This window comes from Enterobacter sp. BIDMC 29 (genome assembly GCF_019378755.1).
In the GTDB taxonomy this organism is placed as follows: Bacteria; Pseudomonadota; Gammaproteobacteria; order Enterobacterales; family Enterobacteriaceae; genus Enterobacter; species Enterobacter ludwigii.
This window is the reverse complement of sequence record NZ_CP080000.1, coordinates 3,472,060-3,492,518: the sequence shown is the minus strand read 5'-3', so window position 1 is coordinate 3,492,518 and position 20,459 is coordinate 3,472,060. Positions and strand designations below refer to the sequence as shown.

The 20,459-nt window shown below is 52.6% G+C and carries 18 protein-coding genes, 1 tRNA gene and 1 rRNA gene; 3 read left to right on the top strand and 17 right to left on the bottom strand.

The annotated features are described in order from the left end of the window. Window positions 1-82: 82 nt before the first annotated feature. Window positions 83-158: transfer RNA gene (locus JTA15_RS15425), tRNA-Thr, on the top strand. Between the two features lie 43 nt (window positions 159-201). Further along, a 5S ribosomal RNA gene (gene rrf, locus JTA15_RS15420) occupies window positions 202-317 on the top strand. Window positions 318-420: 103 nt separating this feature from the next. Here rrf and JTA15_RS15415 read toward each other — a convergent pair. From JTA15_RS15415 to JTA15_RS15385, 7 genes are all read right to left on the bottom strand, one after another. After that, the gene (locus JTA15_RS15415) at window positions 421-1,179 is read right to left on the bottom strand and encodes an amino acid ABC transporter ATP-binding protein (protein WP_134179604.1); all 759 of its coding nucleotides are present in this window, start codon (window positions 1,177-1,179) and stop codon (window positions 421-423) included. Window positions 1,180-1,186: 7 nt separating this feature from the next. Continuing rightward, entirely contained in the window at window positions 1,187-2,290 is a 1,104-nt protein-coding gene (locus tag JTA15_RS15410) for an amino acid ABC transporter permease (RefSeq protein WP_219372469.1), read from the bottom strand. Window positions 2,291-2,299: 9 nt separating this feature from the next. Continuing rightward, on the bottom strand, window positions 2,300-3,481 hold the full coding sequence (locus JTA15_RS15405; protein WP_014171878.1) for an amino acid ABC transporter permease: 1,182 nt from the start codon (window positions 3,479-3,481) through the stop codon (window positions 2,300-2,302). A gap of 67 nt (window positions 3,482-3,548) precedes the next feature. Then, window positions 3,549-4,574: an amino acid ABC transporter substrate-binding protein gene (locus JTA15_RS15400; protein ID WP_014171877.1), complete on the bottom strand. Its 1,026-nt coding sequence runs from the start codon at window positions 4,572-4,574 to the stop codon at window positions 3,549-3,551. 487 nt (window positions 4,575-5,061) lie between these two features. Next, window positions 5,062-5,283, bottom strand: coding sequence for a lipoprotein (locus tag JTA15_RS15395; protein WP_008502867.1), 222 nt, complete (start codon window positions 5,281-5,283; stop codon window positions 5,062-5,064). A 303-nt stretch (window positions 5,284-5,586) separates the two neighbouring features. After that, on the bottom strand, window positions 5,587-8,700 hold the full coding sequence (locus JTA15_RS15390; RefSeq protein WP_032680175.1) for an efflux RND transporter permease subunit: 3,114 nt from the start codon (window positions 8,698-8,700) through the stop codon (window positions 5,587-5,589). A gap of 11 nt (window positions 8,701-8,711) precedes the next feature. Further along, window positions 8,712-9,851, bottom strand: coding sequence for an efflux RND transporter periplasmic adaptor subunit (locus JTA15_RS15385; protein ID WP_025202897.1), 1,140 nt, complete (start codon window positions 9,849-9,851; stop codon window positions 8,712-8,714). A gap of 383 nt (window positions 9,852-10,234) precedes the next feature. Between JTA15_RS15385 and envR the strand changes: the two genes are divergently transcribed. After that, the gene (gene envR / locus JTA15_RS15380; protein ID WP_072031459.1) at window positions 10,235-10,927 is read left to right on the top strand and encodes an acrEF/envCD operon transcriptional regulator; all 693 of its coding nucleotides are present in this window, start codon (window positions 10,235-10,237) and stop codon (window positions 10,925-10,927) included. Here the strand turns inward: envR and JTA15_RS15375 are convergent. From JTA15_RS15375 to accB, 10 genes are all read right to left on the bottom strand, one after another. Then, the gene (locus JTA15_RS15375) at window positions 10,858-12,951 is read right to left on the bottom strand and encodes a bifunctional diguanylate cyclase/phosphodiesterase (protein ID WP_014171873.1); all 2,094 of its coding nucleotides are present in this window, start codon (window positions 12,949-12,951) and stop codon (window positions 10,858-10,860) included. The two genes, envR and JTA15_RS15375, sit on opposite strands and share 70 nt — an antisense overlap. Before the next feature lie 139 nt (window positions 12,952-13,090). Beyond that, the gene (locus JTA15_RS15370) at window positions 13,091-13,255 is read right to left on the bottom strand and encodes a DUF2556 family protein (RefSeq protein ID WP_020883498.1); all 165 of its coding nucleotides are present in this window, start codon (window positions 13,253-13,255) and stop codon (window positions 13,091-13,093) included. 180 nt (window positions 13,256-13,435) lie between these two features. After that, window positions 13,436-13,732 (bottom strand): DNA-binding transcriptional regulator Fis, encoded by a 297-nt coding sequence (gene fis / locus JTA15_RS15365; RefSeq protein WP_000462905.1) that lies wholly within the window; start codon window positions 13,730-13,732, stop codon window positions 13,436-13,438. A gap of 23 nt (window positions 13,733-13,755) precedes the next feature. Further along, window positions 13,756-14,721 carry a tRNA dihydrouridine synthase DusB gene (dusB, locus tag JTA15_RS15360; RefSeq protein ID WP_014171871.1) on the bottom strand — a complete coding sequence of 322 codons (966 nt, stop codon included), beginning with the start codon at window positions 14,719-14,721 and terminating at the stop codon, window positions 13,756-13,758. Between the two features lie 330 nt (window positions 14,722-15,051). Beyond that, window positions 15,052-15,792 (bottom strand): carbonic anhydrase, encoded by a 741-nt coding sequence (locus JTA15_RS15355; RefSeq protein WP_020883499.1) that lies wholly within the window; start codon window positions 15,790-15,792, stop codon window positions 15,052-15,054. Window positions 15,793-15,929: 137 nt separating this feature from the next. Then, the gene (gene prmA / locus JTA15_RS15350) at window positions 15,930-16,811 is read right to left on the bottom strand and encodes a 50S ribosomal protein L11 methyltransferase (RefSeq protein ID WP_014171869.1); all 882 of its coding nucleotides are present in this window, start codon (window positions 16,809-16,811) and stop codon (window positions 15,930-15,932) included. An 11-nt stretch (window positions 16,812-16,822) separates the two neighbouring features. Beyond that, window positions 16,823-18,274 carry a sodium/pantothenate symporter gene (gene panF / locus JTA15_RS15345; protein WP_020883501.1) on the bottom strand — a complete coding sequence of 484 codons (1,452 nt, stop codon included), beginning with the start codon at window positions 18,272-18,274 and terminating at the stop codon, window positions 16,823-16,825. Next, window positions 18,264-18,506: a YhdT family protein gene (locus JTA15_RS15340; RefSeq protein ID WP_006178860.1), complete on the bottom strand. Its 243-nt coding sequence runs from the start codon at window positions 18,504-18,506 to the stop codon at window positions 18,264-18,266. The genes panF and JTA15_RS15340 overlap by 11 nt, the downstream gene beginning before the upstream one ends. Before the next feature lie 110 nt (window positions 18,507-18,616). Further along, window positions 18,617-19,966, bottom strand: coding sequence for an acetyl-CoA carboxylase biotin carboxylase subunit (accC, locus tag JTA15_RS15335; protein ID WP_020883502.1), 1,350 nt, complete (start codon window positions 19,964-19,966; stop codon window positions 18,617-18,619). Between the two features lie 10 nt (window positions 19,967-19,976). Further along, window positions 19,977-20,438, bottom strand: coding sequence for an acetyl-CoA carboxylase biotin carboxyl carrier protein (accB, locus tag JTA15_RS15330; protein ID WP_014171866.1), 462 nt, complete (start codon window positions 20,436-20,438; stop codon window positions 19,977-19,979). Window positions 20,439-20,459 lie beyond the last annotated feature (21 nt).

Genomic DNA, 20,459 nt, shown 5'->3' with positions numbered 1-20,459 from the left:
GAAGTGAAACGCCGTAGCGCCGATGGTAGTGTGGGGTCTCCCCATGTGAGAGTAGGGAACTGCCAGGCATCAAATTTAGCGTGCTGATATGGCTCAGTTGGTAGAGCGCACCCTTGGTAAGGGTGAGGTCCCCAGTTCGACTCTGGGTATCAGCACCACTTTATACTTAGGTTAAAGTTCGGCATGAAGTAAAAGAATTTGTCTGGCGGCTTTAGCGCGGTGGTCCCACCTGACCCCATGCCGAACTCAGAAGTGAAACGCCGTAGCGCCGATGGTAGTGTGGGGTCTCCCCATGTGAGAGTAGGGAACTGCCAGACATCAAACAAGTGAAGAGGCCATCCGAAAGGATGGCCTTTTTGCGTTATGTTTCCCGGAAAAAGTCAGACCCGGTAAGCGAAGCGCCACCGGGCTAAGACACGTTTAATGGATCACTTGTGACAGGAAAGCCCGTGTACGTTCAGATTTAGGATGTGCGAAGAACTCATCCGGCGGTGCCTGCTCAACGATTTCCCCACGATCCATAAAGATCACCCGATCGGCCACGGTTCTGGCAAACCCCATTTCGTGCGTCACACACAGCATGGTCATCCCGGACTGCGCCAGTCCAATCATGGTATCCAGTACCTCTTTCACCATTTCCGGATCCAGGGCGGATGTCGGTTCATCAAACAGCATAATTTTCGGTTTCATACAGAGCGAACGGGCGATAGCCACGCGCTGCTGCTGACCGCCTGATATCTGGCCGGGAAATTTATTGGCGTGCTCTGCGATACGTACCCGTTCCAGGTAGTGCATCGCCAGTGCTTCAGCCTCCTTTTTAGGCATCTTTCGTACCCAAATTGGCGCAAGCGTACAGTTCTGCAGAACGGTCAGATGGGGAAACAGGTTAAAGTGCTGAAACACCATTCCCACTTCCTGGCGCACCCGTTCGATGTTACGAATATCTTCATTCAGCTCGACGCCATCAACAACAATGCGCCCCTGCTGATGTTCTTCAAGGTGGTTAATACAGCGAATGGTCGTGGATTTTCCGGATCCGGAAGGGCCACAAAGAACGATCCGTTCGCCCTGCTTAACCTTGAGGTTAATGTCTTTCAAAACATGAAACTGCCCGTACCATTTATTCACGTTTTCCAGCGTAATCATCGCGTCGGCAGGTGTCATAGTAATCTGGCTCATAATTTCCTCAGTGCGGTGTACGCCCGGTGTTAAAGCGCTTTTCCAGATGCTGGCTATAGCGCGACATGCTAAAACAAAAGATCCAGTAGATCAGAGCAGCGAAGACATATCCCTCGGTGGACATACCCAGCCAGGCAGGGTCAACGGTCGCCTGTTGCACGCTGCTAAAGAGATCGAACAGCCCGATGATGATCACCAGGCTGGTATCTTTGAAGAGGGCAATGATGGTATTGACCAGGCCCGGGATAACCAGCTTGAGTGCTTGTGGCAATATCACCAGTCCCTGCGTTTTCCAGTAGCCAAGTGCCAGTGATTCCGCCGCTTCGTACTGACCTTTCGGCAGAGCCTGCAGGCCCCCACGCACCACTTCCGCAACGTAAGCGGACTGGAAAAGGATGACCCCGACCAGGGCACGGATCAGTTTGTCTATCGTTGTCCCTTCTGCCATAAACAGCGGCAACATGACCGAAGACATAAACAGAACGGTGATAAGCGGTACGCCACGCCAGAATTCAATGAAAATAACGGAAAGCACACGTACGACAGGCATTTTTGAGCGCCGCCCAAGCGCGAGCAAAATACCCCATGGCAGTGCGCCGGCTATCCCAACGGACGCGATAATCAGCGTCAGCGTTAACCCACCCCACTGACGTGTTTCAACACGTTCCAGCCCCAGGAAGCCGCCATACAATAGCACCCAAACAATAATGGGATACACCACTGCCCAACAGGCAATATAACGGCCCCGATGAGGCAGTTTTTTCCAGAACATTACGGCGATGGAGAGCAGCCCGATGGCCAGTGCCAGATTAATCCGCCAGCGCTGTTCATGCGGATACAATCCATACATGAACTGGCCAAAACGCTCATGAATAAACACCCAGCAGGCCCCTGCTTTTGTGCAGTCTGTGCGAGTGGATCCCGACCAGTTAGCCTGTAAAAAAGCCCAGTTCAGCAGCGGTGGAATTAATTCCCACATAAGCCACAAACATACAATTGTCAGCAGGCTGTTACTCCAGCTGGAGAACAGATTCTTACGCGCCCAGAGAATTAAACGTCCGCCTGTCGAACTGGCAGGGCGCGAGGAGTGCGACAGTATCGCTTTTGTCATCATAGATCCTTAGCGCTCGACCAGTGCTATACGACGGTTATAGAGGTTCATCAGCAACGAAATCACCAGGCTGATGATCAGATAGACAGACATTGTGATGGCAATAGTTTCAATGGCCTGTCCGGTCTGGTTAAGCACGGTTCCGGCAAACAGCGACACCATATCGGGGTAACCAATGGCGGCCGCCAGCGATGAGTTTTTGACAATATTGAGATATTGACTGGTCAGCGGCGGAATGATGACCCGTAACGCTTGCGGAATAATGACCTGACGAAGCGTCACCGTATGGGGTAATCCCAGCGAGCGTGCCGCCTCGTGTTGTCCGTAAGGAACGGCCTGGATCCCCGCACGAATAATCTCGGCGATAAATGCAGAGGTATAAATCGAAAGCGCCAGCGTCAGTGCTGCCAGCTCAGGAATTAAAACCATTCCGCCCTGGAAGTTAAAGCCACGCAGCTGCGGAATATCCCAGTGAAGGGCGGCCCCAAACAGCCAGTGTGTCAGGAGTGGCAGACCAATGATAAGGATGGCGGCGGTTGGCCAGGTTTTACGAAGCTGCCCGGTTTTGAACTGATGCTTGCGGTTATAGCGGAACATGGCCGCTGAGAGAGCAAGCGCTATTACAAGGGCGGCAATGAAGGCATACAACCCTTCACCCGGCTGCGGAGAAGGAATATACAACCCGCGATTACTCAGGAAAAACAGATCAAGAGCGTCAATAGCCTGACGTGGCCCCGGCAGGTTGCGCAGCACGGCAAAATACCAGAAAAAGATCTGCAGCAGCGGCGGGATATTACGGAACGTCTCAATATAAAAAGTAGACAGTTTGCGTAGCAGCCAGTTTTCGGACAAACGTGCCAGACCAATAAAGAAGCCCAGTATGGAGGCAAAAACAATACAAAGTGCAGAGACCAGCAGCGTATTCAGTAAACCGACCACGAACACGCGTCCATACGTGTCGCCTTCCTGATAATCAATAAGGTGTTGAACAATGCCAAACCCCGCGCTGCGATCCAGAAAAGCAAAGCCGGAGGTAATACCGCGATTATTCAGGTTGGTTATAGTGTTATGGATGAGATACACGGCGATAAGAACAACCGCAATAATCGCAATAACCTGGAATAGCCAGGCGCGGACCGCGGGATGAGAAAAGGATAGCGATCCTTTTACGGCTGAGCGGCGATGGGACATAAAGAAACCTCGGTAACCATGACTCTGGGGCGGGCACTGCCTTAACAGTGCCCGTTACAGCAATGTCTTAACGTACTGGTGGCGCGTACTGAATACCGCCGTTGTTCCAGAGATTGTTCTGGCCGCGTTTGATCTTCAGAGGGCTTTCCGATCCCACGTTGCGCTCAAAGATCTCAGCGTAGTTACCCACCTGTTTGATGATGTTGTAAGCCCACTTGTTATCCAGCTTCAGATCCTTCCCGAAATCGCCCTCTGTTCCCAGCAGATGAGCCATATCCGGCGTGGACGGTTTAGCGGCTTTCTCGTCGACGTTTTTCGAGTTGATACCCATCTCTTCGGCATTCAGCATGGCAAACAGCGTCCAGCGAACAATGGAGAACCAGTCTTCATCGCCACGACGCACAACCGGTCCAAGAGGCTCCTTGGAGATCACTTCAGGCAGGACAATCCACTCCGCCGGGTTGCTCAGCTTAATACGCAAGGCGTACAGCTGTGACTGGTCAGAAGCCAGCGTGTCGCAACGACCGGATTCCAGCGCTTTGGCCGATTCATCGGAGCGATCGAATGTCACAGGGGTATATTTCATGTTATTTGCTTTGAAATAATCCGCGACGTTCAGCTCGGTATCGGTACCGGCCTGGATACAAACGGTCGCGCCATCCAGCTCTTTGGCGCTTTTCAGGCCCGCTTTATTGTGGGTCAGGAAACCGATACCGTCATAATATGTCACGCCAGTAAATGCCATTCCCATGCCTGCATCACGGGAGGAGGTCCAGGTGGTATTACGGGAAAGCATGTCAACTTCGCCAGACTGTAATGCAGTAAAACGTTCTTTCGCCGTCAGCGGGGTATATTTTACTTTACTGTCGTCACCGAAAACGGCGGCGGCGACACCGCGACAGACATCAACATCAATACCGGTAAATTTGCCGTTTGCATCGGCATAAGAGAAGCCAGGTAAACCGTCACTGATCCCACATTGAACAAACCCTTTCTTTTTAACGGCATCCAGTGTCGTACCCGCATGGGCCTGACCGGCTACAGCAAACAACATGCCCGCGGCGGCCAGGCTGGCTATCATCGTCTTTTTCATAATGCATCCTGTGTGGCGAAATTTATCGTTATAGAGGCGTTTTAAACGCTTTACCTGTCTGTGGCTTTGGCCAACGTTTATAAAGCAAACGTAATGCCAGGTTTTGCGCTCAACAAAATAGGTGACCAGTGAACGCATAATGCTGAGTGTAGACAGGGTTAAATAAAGAGAGCGCCCCGAAACGGTGCGAAATTACAACCTGTGCCACAAATCGGAGCAAAACTTTCAGCGGCTATACCTTAAAAAGAAGAGATAGTTTCTGGGGTGAATATTGGCAGGGTATTAAATGTAATTAATATGTGAAAATCATCACGATAGAATATGTAATTTAACGCTGTGCATTAAAAATATGTGACTGCCCGCAGAATGAAATAAACAGTCTAGGTAAAGACGGGGCTATTTTTTTACTTATCTGAAAACGCTGCACTCTTTAAAAGCAAAAGCGCGGACAGAGCCGCGCTTTCTACACACATGATACGTTCTGATGTTACTTCGTCAGAGCAACGATACCCAGCGTCAAACCTGCCACTGCGGCAGCACCACCGGCGATAGCACCTGCTGTTTCCCAGTTGTCCTGAGTGGTGCCTTTCATACAGGTATTGGTATGAACCAGTCGGCCTTGATCGTCGTATACCGGTACACATGGAGAGTCGTGCGCGCATCCAGCAAGCAGCGCAGCGAGTAGTGCAACGGAAATGAATCTTTTCATGATGTTACCTCAGTATTATTTCTCATTCGCTATACAGCCAGGAGGGCTATTAACGAACTGGAGACTATTTTACCACCGGGATAAGGCAACGTTGCACGGGGAATAATCTCAAATTATGTTGTTTGTAAAAATCGTGGAGAAAAGTCGCTGTCAGGATGAATTAATGGAGAAAATATGAAGACGTAACGCGGCGTTTTTACTTAATGCAAATGGTTAACTATTGATGCTGTGAGTATGACATATCTAATCCATTGTTTATGCTAAAAATAAAAAAGGCACCTGAGGTGCCTTTTTTGAGAAACATTACTCTTTATGTTTCGTAAACCGGCGCCGGACAACCACAAAGAAGACGGGCACGAAGAAAATTGCCAGAAGCGTTGCGGAAAGCATCCCTCCCATAACACCTGTCCCGACAGCATTTTGCGCGCCGCTCCCGGCTCCTCTGCTGATGACCAGTGGCATCACGCCAAGGATAAAGGCCAGCGACGTCATCAGGATCGGTCGAAGGCGCATTCTGGATGCTTCCAGTGTGGCTTCAATGATCCCTTTACCTTCTTTATCCATCAGATCCTTAGCAAACTCGACGATCAGAATGGCGTTTTTCGCCGACAGACCAATCGTTGTCAGCAGGCCGACCTGGAAATAGACATCATTATTTAACCCGCGAATCGATGCGGCGAGAAGCGCGCCCGTGACACCCAGCGGCACAACCAGCATGACCGAGAAGGGAATAGACCAGCTTTCATAAAGCGCAGCCAGGCACAGGAACACCACAATCAGTGAAATGGCGTACAGGGCAGGTGCCTGGTTACCAGACAGTCGTTCCTGATAAGACATTCCCGTCCAGTCATGGCCGATACCGGAAGGCAGTTTTGCGGCGAGGTTCTCCATCAAGGCCATCGCCTCACCGGTACTTTTACCCGGCGCGGACTCACCGAGGATCTCCATCGAAGGCATTCCGTTGTAGCGCTCCAGGCGAGGCGAGCCATACACCCAGTGCGAGCTGCTAAAGGAGGAGAACGGCACCATTTCACCATTCGCGCTGCGCACGTAGAGGTTGTTGATGTCCCCTGGCAACATACGGAAGTGAGCGTCGGCCTGGACGTACACTTTTTTCACGCGTCCATGATCGATAAAGTCGTTCACATAGGTTCCCCCCAATGCCGTCGAGATCGTCTGGTTGACGTCAGAGAGGCTGACGCCCAGCGCCTGTGCCTTCTCCTGATCGACATCCAGTTTGAACTGTGGGGTATCTTCCAGACCGTTAGGACGAACGCGAACCAGCAGATCGGGGTGCGCTTTCACCATGCCGAGCAGTTGATTACGCGCCTGGGTCAGTTGGGTATGCCCCAGGTTAGCTTGATCAATCAACTCAAAGTCAAAGCCCGTTGCGGTACCCAGCTCGATAATCGCAGGCAGGTTAAACGGGAACACGAGGCCATCTTTAATCTGACTAAAGGCCTTTGTCGCACGCCTTACGATCGCCTCAACGCTATTTTCTGCTCCGGGACGCGCTTCCCAGGGCTTCAGGCTAACGAACGCAATACCGGAGTTCTGACCCTGACCACTAAAGCTAAAGCCGTTCACGGTAAACACCGATTCGACGTTAGCCTTCTCGTTGTTGAGATAATAATTTTGAACCTGGTCAAGTACCTGCTGGGTACGCATCTGGGTGGCTCCGGCGGGGAGCTGGACCATAGTCATAAATACCCCCTGATCCTCTTCGGGCAGGAAGGAGGTGGGTAAGCGCAGGAACAGTACGGCCATACCACCGACGATGATGACGTATACCACCAGATAGCGCCCGGTCTTACGCAAAATGCCGCTTACGCTGTTGCTGTAATGCTCCACGCTCCGGTCAAAGAGCGCATTAAACCAGCCGAAGAAGCCACCTTTCTTTTCGTGGTGATCGCTGGAAACGGGCTTAAGCAAGGTGGCGCACAGTGCCGGTGTCAGAATCAGAGCGACCAGCACTGACAGCGCCATAGCCGAGACAATGGTCAGCGAGAACTGACGATAGATGGCTCCCGTTGAACCGCCAAAAAAGGCCATGGGGATAAAGACCGCCGAGAGCACCATGGCGATACCCACCAGTGCGCCCTGTATCTGCCCCATCGACTTCTGCGTCGCCTCTTTTGGCGGCAGCTTGTCCTCAACCATGACGCGTTCGACGTTCTCAACCACCACGATGGCGTCATCAACCAGCAGGCCAATCGCCAGCACCATACCGAACATGGTCAGGGTGTTTATGGAGAAACCGAACGCCGCCAGGATCGCAAACGTACCCAACAGCACGACCGGCACCGCAATTGTCGGGATAAGCGTCGCCCGAAGGTTTTGCAGGAAAAGATACATCACCAGGAAGACGAGAATGATCGCTTCGAACAGCGTTTTCACCACTTCGTGGATAGAGATCTTCACAAAAGGCGTGGTGTCATAGGGGTAGACTACTTTCAGCCCTTGCGGGAAGAACTGCTGGAGCTGGGCCAGTTTGCTCTTGATGGCGGCGGCCGTGTCCAGTGCGTTTGCACCGGTAGCCAGCTTAATCCCCAGGCCGGTTGCCGCTTGCCCGTTGATTTTGGTGACCATATTGTAGTTTTCGCCCCCCAGCTCAATGCGGGCCACATCTTTCAGATGAACCATGGAGCCGTCCTGGTTCACCTTGAGCGTCACGCGGCCAAACTCTTCCGGAGATTTCAGACGCGTTTGTGCAATGATCGAGGCGTTCAACTGCTGCCCCGGTACTGACGGCGTTCCGCCTAACTGGCCGGCCGCTATCTGGTCGTTCTGCGTTTTCAGCTGATTAATCACATCCAGTGGCGTCAGCTGGTATTTGTTCATCGCGTTGCTGTCGAGCCAGATGCGCATCGCATACTGGGCACCAAACAGCTGCACATCACCAACTCCCGTGGTGCGGCTAATGGCATCTTTCACGTTAGACGCGACATAGTCAGAGATGTCATCCTGCGTGAGGTCTTTGTTATCGGAAACAAAGCCTGCGACCAGCAGGAAGCTGCTGCTGGACTTCTCAACACCGATCCCTTGCTGCTGGACCTCTTGGGGGAGCAGAGGCATGGCGAGCTGCAGTTTGTTCTGCACCTGTACCTGCGCAATGTCCGGGTCTGTTCCAGACTGGAAGGTCAGCGTGATGGTGACATTACCTGCGGAATCGCTGGTGGATGACATATACATCAGGTTATCGATACCGTTCATGTTCTGTTCGATAACCTGCGTTACGGTATCCTGCACCGTTTGCGCATCAGCACCCGGATACGTTGCGGTGATAGCCACGGCGGGAGGGGCAATGGTCGGATACTGCGCAATGGGCAGTTTGAGAATGGCCAGCCCGCCTGCAATCATCAAAATGATGGCAAGCACCCAGGCGAAAACCGGCCGTTGGATAAAGAAATTAGCCATGTCGTCGTCCCTTAACCGGCTGGAGTCGTGGTGGTATCAGGCGTCGCGACGACGGTAGCGCCCGGTCTGACTTTTTGTAAGCCGCTGACAATGACGCGGTCGCCATTTTTCAGCCCTTCCGTCACCAGCCAGCGATCGCCAATCGCCTGAGGGGCAACGACGGTACGTGACTCAACCTGGTTTTTATCGTTAACCACCAGAACGGATGCATCACCGCGCGGCGTGCGGGTCACGCCTTGTTGTGGGACCAGAATCGCATCAGGCTGTGTACCTTCATCAATGCGGGCCCGGACAAACATGCCAGGCAACAGCAGGTGCTGTGGGTTTGGGAAAATCGCGCGCAAGGTGATAGAGCCGGTACTTTCGTCAACCGTGACATCCGAGAACTGCAGCGTACCTTTCAACGGGTAGGGCTGACCATTCTCCATCACCAGCTCAACGGTGCTGGTGGCCTCTCCTTTTTGCAGGCTCGTCTGCTTCAGACGCATAAAATCACTGCTGGACTGGGTGACGTCGACATACATCGGATCAAGCTGCTGAACCGTTGCCAGGGCTGCGGCTTGCCCGTTGGTCACCAGTGCGCCTTCGGTGACGCTGGATTTACCGATGCGACCCTCGACGGGAGACGTCACTTTGGTATAGGCAAGATTAATGCGCGCGCTTTCAACGCCTGCCTGTGCGGCAACGACGCTGGCATCTGCTTGCTGCGCTGTCGCCACGGCCTGGTCGTATTCCTGCTTGCTGACATACTGCGTGCCAACCAGCGTGAGATAGCGTTTTACCGTCAGGTGCGCAATGTTAGCCGCCGCCTGGGCCTTCGCGAGTTCACCTTTCGCGTTGTCATACGCGGCCTGATAGGTGGCAGGATCGATCTGATAAAGTGACTCACCGGCTTTTACATCACTTCCCTCTGTGAAGTTACGACGCAATATGATGCCGCTCACCTGAGGACGAACCTCCGCAACGCGAAAGGCATCTGTTCTGCCCGGGAGTTCGGTGGTGACAGCCAGAGGGGCGCTTTTCACAATATGCACGCTGACCTGAGGTGCCTGCGGATGCGGTGGTTGGTTTTCCTGACCATCGCATCCAGTGAGCAGTACCGCGCAGACAATAAAACCGGATAAGGGCAAACGTCTGAAATAATTCGTCATTACTGTTCCTTTAAATACCCATGAACCGATATTTGCCGTGAATCGGTAGCAGGGCAGAGGGATAAAAATAAAATGTAGGGCGTATAATAATGAGGGTAATTAATGTTTTTTAATTTATAAGTGCGAATGAACAGGCCTTAAGGCAAAAATCAGAATCAAACCTGGTGTTAGCGGGGATATAGTTCTGGCTGGTTAATCAGATAAATGGCATTTAACGTGGCTCAATTATTCATCTCATGAATTTAATTATATCTATGCATTTGTCTAAATTATTAATTAAGCGATTTGACTTTTTTTGTGCAAAATTAAAACGCAAAGTAGTGAATACTTTCGTGTACCTGATCTGTGTAAATATAAACCTTGTGAGTAACGAGTAGTCGTCTATGGCGCGTAAAAAGAAAGAAGAGGCTCAACAGACCCGTCAGCAGCTGATTGAAGCGGCTATTGGGCAATTTGCGACGCGGGGCGTGGCGAACACGACGCTGACGGATATCGCGGATGCAGCAAATGTTACACGGGGTGCCATCTATTGGCATTTTACCAGTAAATCAGAAATATTTAATGCCATCTGGGAACAGCAATTACCGTTTCGTGACATCATTCGTGACAGACTTTCTCTTTCTGCGGGCAGCGATCCTTTGTTAATGCTTCGTGAGCAATTTATTGCTGCGTTGCAATATATTGCACATGAGCCTCGGCAATGCGCTCTTTTGCAAATTTTGTATCATAAGTGTGAATTTAATAGCGATATGATTTCAGAGTGTGAAATCAGAAAACGTATTGGTTTTAATTATGAGTCTTTACGTACCACGTTGCAGGACTGTATTTCTCTGAACCTCATTTCGTCACAGGTAAATGTTGATCTGACCCTGATTGTTTTCCACGGTTTTTTCAGCGGAATCATTAAAAACTGGTTAATGAATAACAGCAGCTTTAATCTTTATCAGCAGGCTCCTGCGCTGGTTGATAGCATTCTGGCGACACTCCCTGTCGTGCGGGTGTCGCCTCATGAGGATGATTTTAGCTCAGCGCCAGGTAACATTTCCCCTTGCGCGCAGAGCGTTTCGATGGTCTGAGCACTGACCGGTTTGCCCAACAGATAGCCCTGAAGCGTGTTGCAGCCCAGCGCCGTCAAAAAGGTTTGCTGTGCTTCGGTTTCCACTCCTTCCGCCACGACTTTCAGATTTAGCGTTTTTGCCAGGGCCACAATCGCTGAGACAATGGTGGCGTCTTCGCTTTCACCGCTTAACTCTTTCACGAACGCTCTGTCGATTTTCAATTCACAGGCCGGCAGGCGCTTGAGATAAAGCAGGCTGGAGTAGCCGGTACCAAAATCATCAATGGACGCTTTCACGCCCGCGTCCGTCAGCTCTGTCAGCACGCGCACACTCTCATCCGGGTTGCTCATCGCCGTGGTTTCCGTCACTTCAAGGATCAGCATCTCCGGCGGTACGTTGTGACGTGTCAGGCAGTCGAGCACCGTTTTAACCAGTGAAGGTTGCTCAAACTGCAGTGTCGACAGGTTCACCGCCATCGACCAGTTTTGATGCCCCTGAAGGTGCCACTCCCGCAACTGACGGCAGGCCTCATTAAGCACCCAGTTACCAATCGGGATGATCAGCCCCGTTTTTTCCGCCAGCGGCAGGAACAGGTCTGGCGTCAGCAATCCCTGCTTCGGGTGTTGCCAGCGCAATAGCGCCTCGAACCCAAGGACAGGACCCGCCGGTGCGTGGAATTTTGGCTGATAAAGCAGGCGCAGTTCATTACGATCGATAGCCAGCCACAGATCGTTCATCAACTGGAGATGGGTCTGCGCCAGGGTGTTCATGGAGGGCTGGAAAAAGTGATAACCGTTTCGGCCCATGTGCTTCGTGTGGTACATCGCCGCATCGGCGTTAAACATCAGCTCGCGCTCGGTTTTACCATCGTGGGGATAGAGCGCGATACCAATGCTAAGGGTTACCACCAGTTCATAGGGATCCAGATTGAACGGGCTATCGATAGCGCGAACCAGCGAGTTGGCCAGCGAGGCCGCATCATCCGGACCTTCTCCTTCCGCCAGCAGAACAAACTCATCACCACCGATACGGGCAAGGGTGAACTGACCCTTCAGGGGCGTGAGCAGGCGCTGCGTCACGGCGACAAGCAGTCTGTCACCGACATCATGGCCGTACGCATCGTTGATGGTTTTAAACCCGTCGAGATCCATGAACATCAGTGCAAAATGGGTGCCTTCACGGTCAGCTTTGCTGATGGCCTGATCGAGTCGGTCCTCCAGCAAAACACGGTTCGGCAGACGCGTCAGCGTATCCTGCAAAGCCAGTTGAGCGAGTTCGCGGTTCGCTTCTGCAAGGGATGAGGCCAGAAGGGAGGTTCGTGCCTGAAGGCGGGCATCCAGCATCGAGACCAGCAGCGTGATCCCCAGTATGGAGAGTGCGACGACGCTGACCAGTACTGCCAGCCAGCTGCCGTTAATACCTTCATGGTGTGTCATGGTCGACATTGGAAACTGAGCGGCTTTCATCCCGGCATAGTGCATACCGGCAATGGCGATCCCCATCGTAACGGCGGCGGCAAAACGCATCAGCGACACCTGAGACGCTTCATGCCGCAAGCGGAACGTCAGCCATAATGCGGCGAGCGAAGCCGCAAGCGCAATGACAACCGAAATGGCCACCCATGTTTTGTCCCAGATAATACCGGGAGAGACTTCCAGCGCCGCCATGCCGGTGTAATGCATCGCCACAATGCCGCAGCCCATCACTAACGCACCGGGCAGCAGACGGCGCAAACGTAACTGCTCACAGCTAACGAGCCACAGTGCAAACAGTGACGAGCCCACGGCGATAACCATGGATAGCACCGTCAGGGTCGCGTTGTAGCGCATGCTCATGGAGAGGTCCATCGCCAGCATGCCGATAAAATGCATGGCCCACACGCCAATCCCCATGGCAATACCGCCGCCGGCCAGCCAGACGCGCGCAGCCACGCCCTGACTCCCGGCAACACGTGCAGCCATATTCAGCGCGGTATAGGCAGCAAGGATAGCAACAACAAAGGAGAGGACGACGAGGATATGGTTGTATTGGCTAACCAGCATGATCGGTTCTACTCGAGTGTGAAGTTACGCAGGCGCGGTTGAGAAGGGCGAGACATTATCATCGTAAGGTAACGGCTCAAAGGGATTTAAATCCCCGTTTTTAGTGGGTCATAACAGTGAGTTTAGCGACGTCAGGCGGTTAGTCGAGTTCTGAGCAGTTCACTAATTTTAGCGGATTTACGGAATTCATATTACGACACTTATCGGCTTCAGTGCTCATCAGTTCAATCCACTGCATCAGGAGCGCGTCGAAGAGGAAAACCGAGACAGCAAATACAACCAGCCACCAGTATTTACGAATCATGCGTGTCATTCCGGGTAAAGAGGTTCAGTGAGGTGGTGGAAATATACACGAAAAGTTGCGGTTTAAAAGGGGGATAAACGAAGGTTTACACAGCCTTGACGGTGACAGGCGCGGGCAATAAAAAAGGCGCATCCCCATGCCAGGTAGCGCCTTTTTAAACAAGCATTTCGCTAACCGAAATTAGTTCATGCCGTATTTTTTCAGTTTCTTACGCAGTGTACCACGGTTGATACCCATCATCAGGGCAGCGCGGGTTTGGTTACCGCGGGTGTATTGCATCACCATGTCCAACAGTGGCTGTTCAACTTCAGCCAGTACCAGCTCATACAGGTCATTAACATCCTGACCGTTCAGTTGAGCAAAATAGTTCTTCAGTGCCTGTTTAACCGAGTCACGCAGGGGCTTTTGAGTTACCTGATCCTGAGAGTTAACGGTAGAAACGGTCAGTACGTCAGAATTTACGCGTTGTTCGAACATAGTTCTGTCAGCTCTTTATTTCATTACGCAAGATTTTCGAAGTATGCCTCCAACGCCTCCAGCTGTACGCTGGCATCCTCTATGGCGTTGAATGTGCGCCGAAACTGGTCATTTGGAGCGTGCTCCTGGAGATACCAGGATACGTGTTTACGCGCAATTCGGTACCCTTTTGCCTGACCATAAAAGTCATGCAATTCCCGAACATGCGAACAAAGCAAGCGCTTTACCTCTGCCAGTGGCAGTGGGGCAAGCAACTCCCCAGTGTCCAGATAATGCTGGATTTCCCGAAAGATCCAGGGTCTTCCCTGAGCGGCACGTCCTATCATCAGAGCATCAGCTCCCGTATAGTCGAGCACAGCTCTGGCTTTAAGCGGGTCAGTAATGTCACCATTCGCGATAACCGGAATGGAAACTTTCTGCTTAACTGCCCGAATGCTGTCGTATTCAGCTTCACCATTGAACAAACAGGCGCGAGTGCGTCCATGGATGGTCAGGGCCTGAATGCCACAGTCTTCGGCCAGTTGGGCAATCTCTACACAGTTACGGTGTTCCGGCGACCAACCCGTGCGAATCTTCAACGTAACAGGAACGTCCACTGCGCTGACAACCGCGGTCAGGATAGACTTCACCTGGTCGGGGTATTGCAGAAGGGCTGAACCTGCAAGCTTGCGATTCACTTTCTTGGCCGGGCAACCCATATTGATATCAATAATCTGGGCGCCACTTTCCACGTTAATCCGCGCGGCATCTGCCATCTCTTCAGGCACGCTTCCGGCAATTTGCACGGTGCGAATACCTGGTTCATCAACGTGCACCATCCGAAGGCGGGACTTATCGCTTTCCCACACTTGTGGGTTAGACGACATCATCTCGGAAACGGTTAAACCTGCCCCCATCTCATAACACAGCGTCCTGAACGGCCGGTCGGTAATACCTGCCATTGGGGCTGCGATCAGGCGATTTCTGAGCTGGTAGTGTCCGATGCGCATGAGTTAAGAAATGACCATACTGTGACTGCAAGGCGGCGTATATTACGCATTTTTTGCATGAGATGAAAGGCCAAACTTTGAACAATCCACTGTTGTAGATCAAGGAATCGCCGCTCTGTCCTTCAGGTGAAAATTATAAACCTGTTAAATCATAAAGTTATGATGGAATGATTATTTTATAGCCGCTTACAATTTCCCGTAACTTCTCATCATTTCTGAATAAATGCATCACTTGAGCGGGATAATCTGCTGTTTTTAGCAGCAGATTATCCCGCTTGTTTGCGATCTGAGTCGCATTTTAGAACATGATCTGCATGCGAAAAATGCGCATTATTCGACGACTACGCGACCATGAAGGGGTTGTACCGGGCGGTTATTTTCGTGGTGCATCGTGTGGGAGAATTTCTCAAGCTGCTCTGCAGAGACGGTCAGCGGGTGCTTCAGTACAATCCAGGTTACCCCCTCTGAGCACGGCGGTGTGGTCAGCGAGCCGCTAAAGCGCCAGTACGTTTTATCTTTTGGAATCAGCTTGTTCAGATTGAGATCCTGCTTAATCGAGACGTTCTGTTCGGCCTGCTCAGGCATGACGCTCCACAGCTTATTCAGTTCCGGGTTTGCGGCCCCTTTATCGAACATAACCGCCACCACCGCCAGTTCACCGGCCGCGTTTTTGTGCACCAGATGCATTTCCATCGCAAATTTCTTGCCATGCACGGTATTTTCGCTCGGCGCGTGGAAATGGAACTGTTGCAGGGTCCAGGTTTGCTTATCGAGAGTAAGGGTATCGCGGGTTTCCGGCTTTTCACTTGCCTGAATGGTGTGGCCGTTGTTCGTCAGCGTCACAGGGCCATCAATGTAATGCGTTTGCAGCGGGGAAAGGTGCGCGTTCGCGGTGGATTCAATGTTGATGGGGGACTGGTTCATCCCGCTTTGACAGGTTTTGTAGGCCTCGTCCAGTTCGCCCCAGTGTTCCGGTGCACCTTCGCCTTCGTAGCTCCAGTGTGATGCGCAGGCTGAAGCCGAGATAATGCTCAGCGCGAAGAGCGCTGCCTTGCCAGTAAAGTGCGTCATAGTATTCTTCCGGTGAATTATTGTGGTTCAAACCATTTTTATCAATATGATTTGTGTGGGTATTTTACCGGAGAAGGGCACGGGAAGAGAGGATTATCGGAGGAAGAGAGGCGTGGTCAGATGACCACGCCAATGGCTTACTTTTTACGGCCCGTAATACGACACCACTCTTCTTTTTCGACCACCGGGTCGAGGGCGAAAAGATCGGCGTAGGCTTCGCAAACGCTGTCAGCCTGGCTTGCCAGGATCCCGGAAAGCCCCAGCAGACCGCCGTCAACGGGCAGCACGCTGATTAACGGGGCCAGTTCGCGTAATGGGCCGGCCAGAATGTTCGCCACCACCACATCGGCTTTCATGGCTTCTGGCTGCGCATCCGGCAGATACAGTTCAAGGCGGTCAGAAACGCCGTTGCGTTCAGCGTTATCACGGCTGGCCTGAATAGCCTGTGGATCGATATCGATCCCAATGGCTTTGGCCGCGCCCAGTTTCAGCGCCGCGATAGCGAGGATCCCGGATCCGCATCCGAAGTCGATCACCGTCTTGCCGTCCAGATCCAGACTGTCCAGCCACTGCAGGCACAGAGAAGTCGTCGGGTGAGTACCGGTCCCAAATGCCAGGCCCGGATCCAGCATCACGTTTACCGCGTTTTCATCCGGAACGTCACGCCAGCTCGGGCAGATCCACAGACGTTTACCGAACTGCATCGGGTGGAAGTTATCCATCCACTCACGTTCCCAGTCTTTGTCTTCCAGCTGTTCGATTTTGTGTGCAAAACCCGCACCCAGCAGCGGATGATTTTCCAGGATCGCGACAACCTCTTTCATGTCAGTTTCTGCATCAAACAGGCCAATAACGTCGGTATCACCCCACAGGCGGGTTTCGCCCGGCAGTGGCTCAAACACCGGCGTGTCATGCGTGTCCTGGAAGGTGATGGAGACCGAACCGGCTTCCATCAGCGCATCGCTTAGCTCTTCGGCGTTAGCGCCGGTTGTATTCAGTTTTAGTTGGATCCACGGCATGGCAAAACTCTTTATTTATCAGTAGAAATCGTAGCGGGCTGTGGGACAGGCTGACCGAAACGGTTCCCGACCACAAACGCCAGTAAACTTAACAGTAACGAAGGCACAATAGGATGGAAGCCCAGGTACTGAATTTTAAATGTAGCTAGCACGGCATACAGCACACCGCCGACAATCATGCCGCTCAGGGCACCGGCAGCGTTGGCGCGCTCCCAGTAGAGGCCCAATACCAGCGGCCACAGGAAGACGGCTTCAAGGCCGCCAAACGCCAGCAGGTTCAGCCAGATGATCATCTCCGGCGGACGCCATGCGGCTAACAGCAGCAGCGCGCCTAAAACGAGCGTAATCACCGCCGACATACGCTTCAGGCGTCGTTCATTTTGAACCTGCTCAGGACGCAGGTTCAGATAGAGATCTTTAATGATCGTAGCGGAACTCTGCAGTAGCTGGGCGTTAATGGTCGACATTATGGCGGCCATTGGCGCGGCGAGGAATATCCCCGCGGCAAAAGGCGGAAGCACTTTGACCATCAGGGTCGGGATCACCAAATCGGGAACCGTAAGGTCGGGGATAACCGCACGTCCTAACGCACCCGCCAGATGCATGCCGAACATCAGGATTGCAACAACGACCGTCCCGATAATAATACCCCGGTGAACGGCTTTGCTGTCTTTATATGAGATACAACGCACGGCGGTATGCGGCAGGCCAATAACACCAAAGCACACCAGCACCCAGAACGACGTCATAAATGTTGGCGAAAGGATATCATCCGCACCTTGTGGGGAAATCAGTTTCGGGTCAATCGCTTCCAGAGTTTCAACGGCATGGCTCAGACCACCTGCGGCGTGAACAATTCCCACCAGCAGAACGATTGTGCCAACGAGCATCACCATCCCCTGCAGCGTATCGTTCAGCACGCTGGCGCGAAATCCGCCAAACGCGGTATACAGCGCAATGCTCACCCCAAAGATGATAAGGCCCGTCTCATAGGGGATCCCTGCAGCGGTTTCCAGCAGACGTGCCCCGCCGATGAACTGCACCGTCATTGCACCAATAAACGCGACCAGCAGGCTTAAGCTTGCCAGCCACACCAGCAGACGGCTCTGGTAGCGCGCAAACAGCATATCGTTGAGCGTCACGGCGTTATAACGGCGTGCCAGAATGGCAAACTTTTTACCCAGTATACCCAGTGAGAGCCAGACGGCAGGCAGCTGAATCATTGCCAGCAGCACCCAGCCTAACCCGTATTTATAGGCTGCACCGGGGCCACCGATAAACGAGCTGGCGCTGATATAGGTGGCGGTAAGCGTCATGGCCAGCACGACACCGCCCATCGAGCGACTGCCGAGGAAATACTCATTCAGGAAAGTGCCGGTGGTTCTCTTACGCATTGCATAAACGGACAAACCAAACACGACCACCAGATACGCGACCAGCGGCAGAATGACTTCAAGCTGCATCATCATCCTCCAGCGGGATATCCCGGTAGATAAATTTCACCATTGCCCAGCACAGCAGGATAAAGACCAGCGGCACCAGCAGGCAGGCCATTTCGAACCAGTGAGGCAGGCCGGTAATGCCAATAGCCGAGTCAGGTAAGTAAGCGGTCACCAACCATGCGGCAAGATAGAGAAGGGTCAGCCACAGCGCCCATCGCGCTTCTTTATGGGCCTGAACAAAACGCTTGTCCATTTTTTGTCCCTTGTGGATGAATAAAGCGGGGATTGTACATGATGGGGCTTTCCGATCCCCAGAAATAAAAAAAGGCCGGATTATCCGGCCTTTTTGGCGTGACTGCGCGATTACTTCTCTTGCAGACCGAGTTTTTTCTCCAGATAGTGGATGTTAGTCCCACCATTCTGGAAGTGCTCGTCGCTCATGATACGCATCTGCAGTTCAACGTTGGTTTTGATACCGTCGATGATCAGCTCCTGCAGGGCGTTCTTCATGCGGGCAATTGCCACGTCACGGTTTTCGCCGTAGCAGATAAGCTTACCGATCATGGAGTCATAGTACGGGGGTACGGTGTAACCCGCGTAGATATGAGACTCCCAACGCACACCAAAGCCACCCGGCGCGTGGAAACGCGTGATTTTACCCGGGCTTGGCAGGAAGGTATTCGGGTCTTCGGCGTTGATACGGCATTCCACCGCATGGCCTTTGACCACAACTTCTTCCTGTTTGATGGACAGAGGCTGACCCGCAGCGATACGCAGCTGTTCTTTGATCAGGTCAACGCCGGTAATCATTTCGGTAACCGGGTGTTCTACCTGAATACGGGTGTTCATCTCAATGAAGTAGAACTCGCCGTTTTCGAACAGGAACTCGAAAGTACCCGCACCGCGATAGCCGATATCGACACAGGCTTTAGCACAACGCTCGCCGATGTAGCGACGCAGTTCCGGCGTAATGCCCGGTGCTGGCGCTTCTTCAACCACTTTCTGGTGACGACGCTGCATGGAGCAGTCACGTTCTGCCAGATAGATAGCGTTACCCTGACCGTCAGCCAGCACCTGAATTTCGATGTGGCGTGGGTTTTCAAGGTATTTTTCCATGTACACCATGTCATTGCTGAAAGCTGCTTTCGCTTCCGCTTTGGTCATGGAGATGGACTGAGCCAGTTCAGCATCGCTACGCACAACGCGCATACCGCGACCGCCGCCGCCGCCGGACGCCTTGATGATAACCGGATAGCCAATGCGTTTCGCATGAGCACGGTTAGCATCCATGTCGTCGGTCAGAGGACCGTCAGAGCCCGGTACGGTTGGAACACCGGCTTTTTTCATCGCGGTGATTGCGGACACTTTGTCGCCCATCAGGCGGATAGTGTCAGCTTTCGGGCCGATGAAGATAAAGCCAGAGCGCTCAACCTGCTCAGCAAAGTTGGCGTTCTCAGAGAGGAAGCCATAACCCGGATGAATTGCCACCGCGCCGGTGATTTCAGCGGCGCTGATGATAGCCGGGATGTTCAGATAGCTTTTTACGGACGGAGCCGGGCCAATACAGACCGTCTCATCCGCCAGCAATACGTGTTTTAAATCGCGATCCGCGCTTGAGTGCACAGCGACGGTCTTGATGCCCAGTTCTTTACAGGCACGAAGAATACGCAGTGCAATCTCGCCGCGGTTGGCGATAACAATTTTATCCAGCATGTTCGCCTCGTTACTCGATGACGACCAGCGGCTCGTCAAATTCAACCGGCTGACCACTTTCGACCAGAATCGCTTTCACAGTGCCTGATTTGTCTGCTTCGATCTGGTTCATCATTTTCATCGCTTCAACGATGCACAGGGTATCGCCTGCGTTGACTTTCTGACCCACTTCGATGAACGCTTTCGCATCCGGGCTCGGGGTGCGGTAGAAAGTACCAACCATTGGGGAACGTACGATGTGACCACTGATTTCTGCTGCAGCGGCAGGTGCGGCTTCAGCTGCTGGTGCAACGGCTGCGGAAAGCGCAGGCTGCTGCACTGGCGCAGCATAAGCCTGCTGCATTACCGGGAAGCTAGCGGCTGGGGCTGCACGGCTGATGCGTACAGACTCTTCGCCTTCAGAAATTTCCAGTTCGGAGATGCCTGATTCTTCAACCAGCTCGATCAGTTTTTTAATCTTACGAATATCCATGAGTGGGTTCCGTACTCTTGT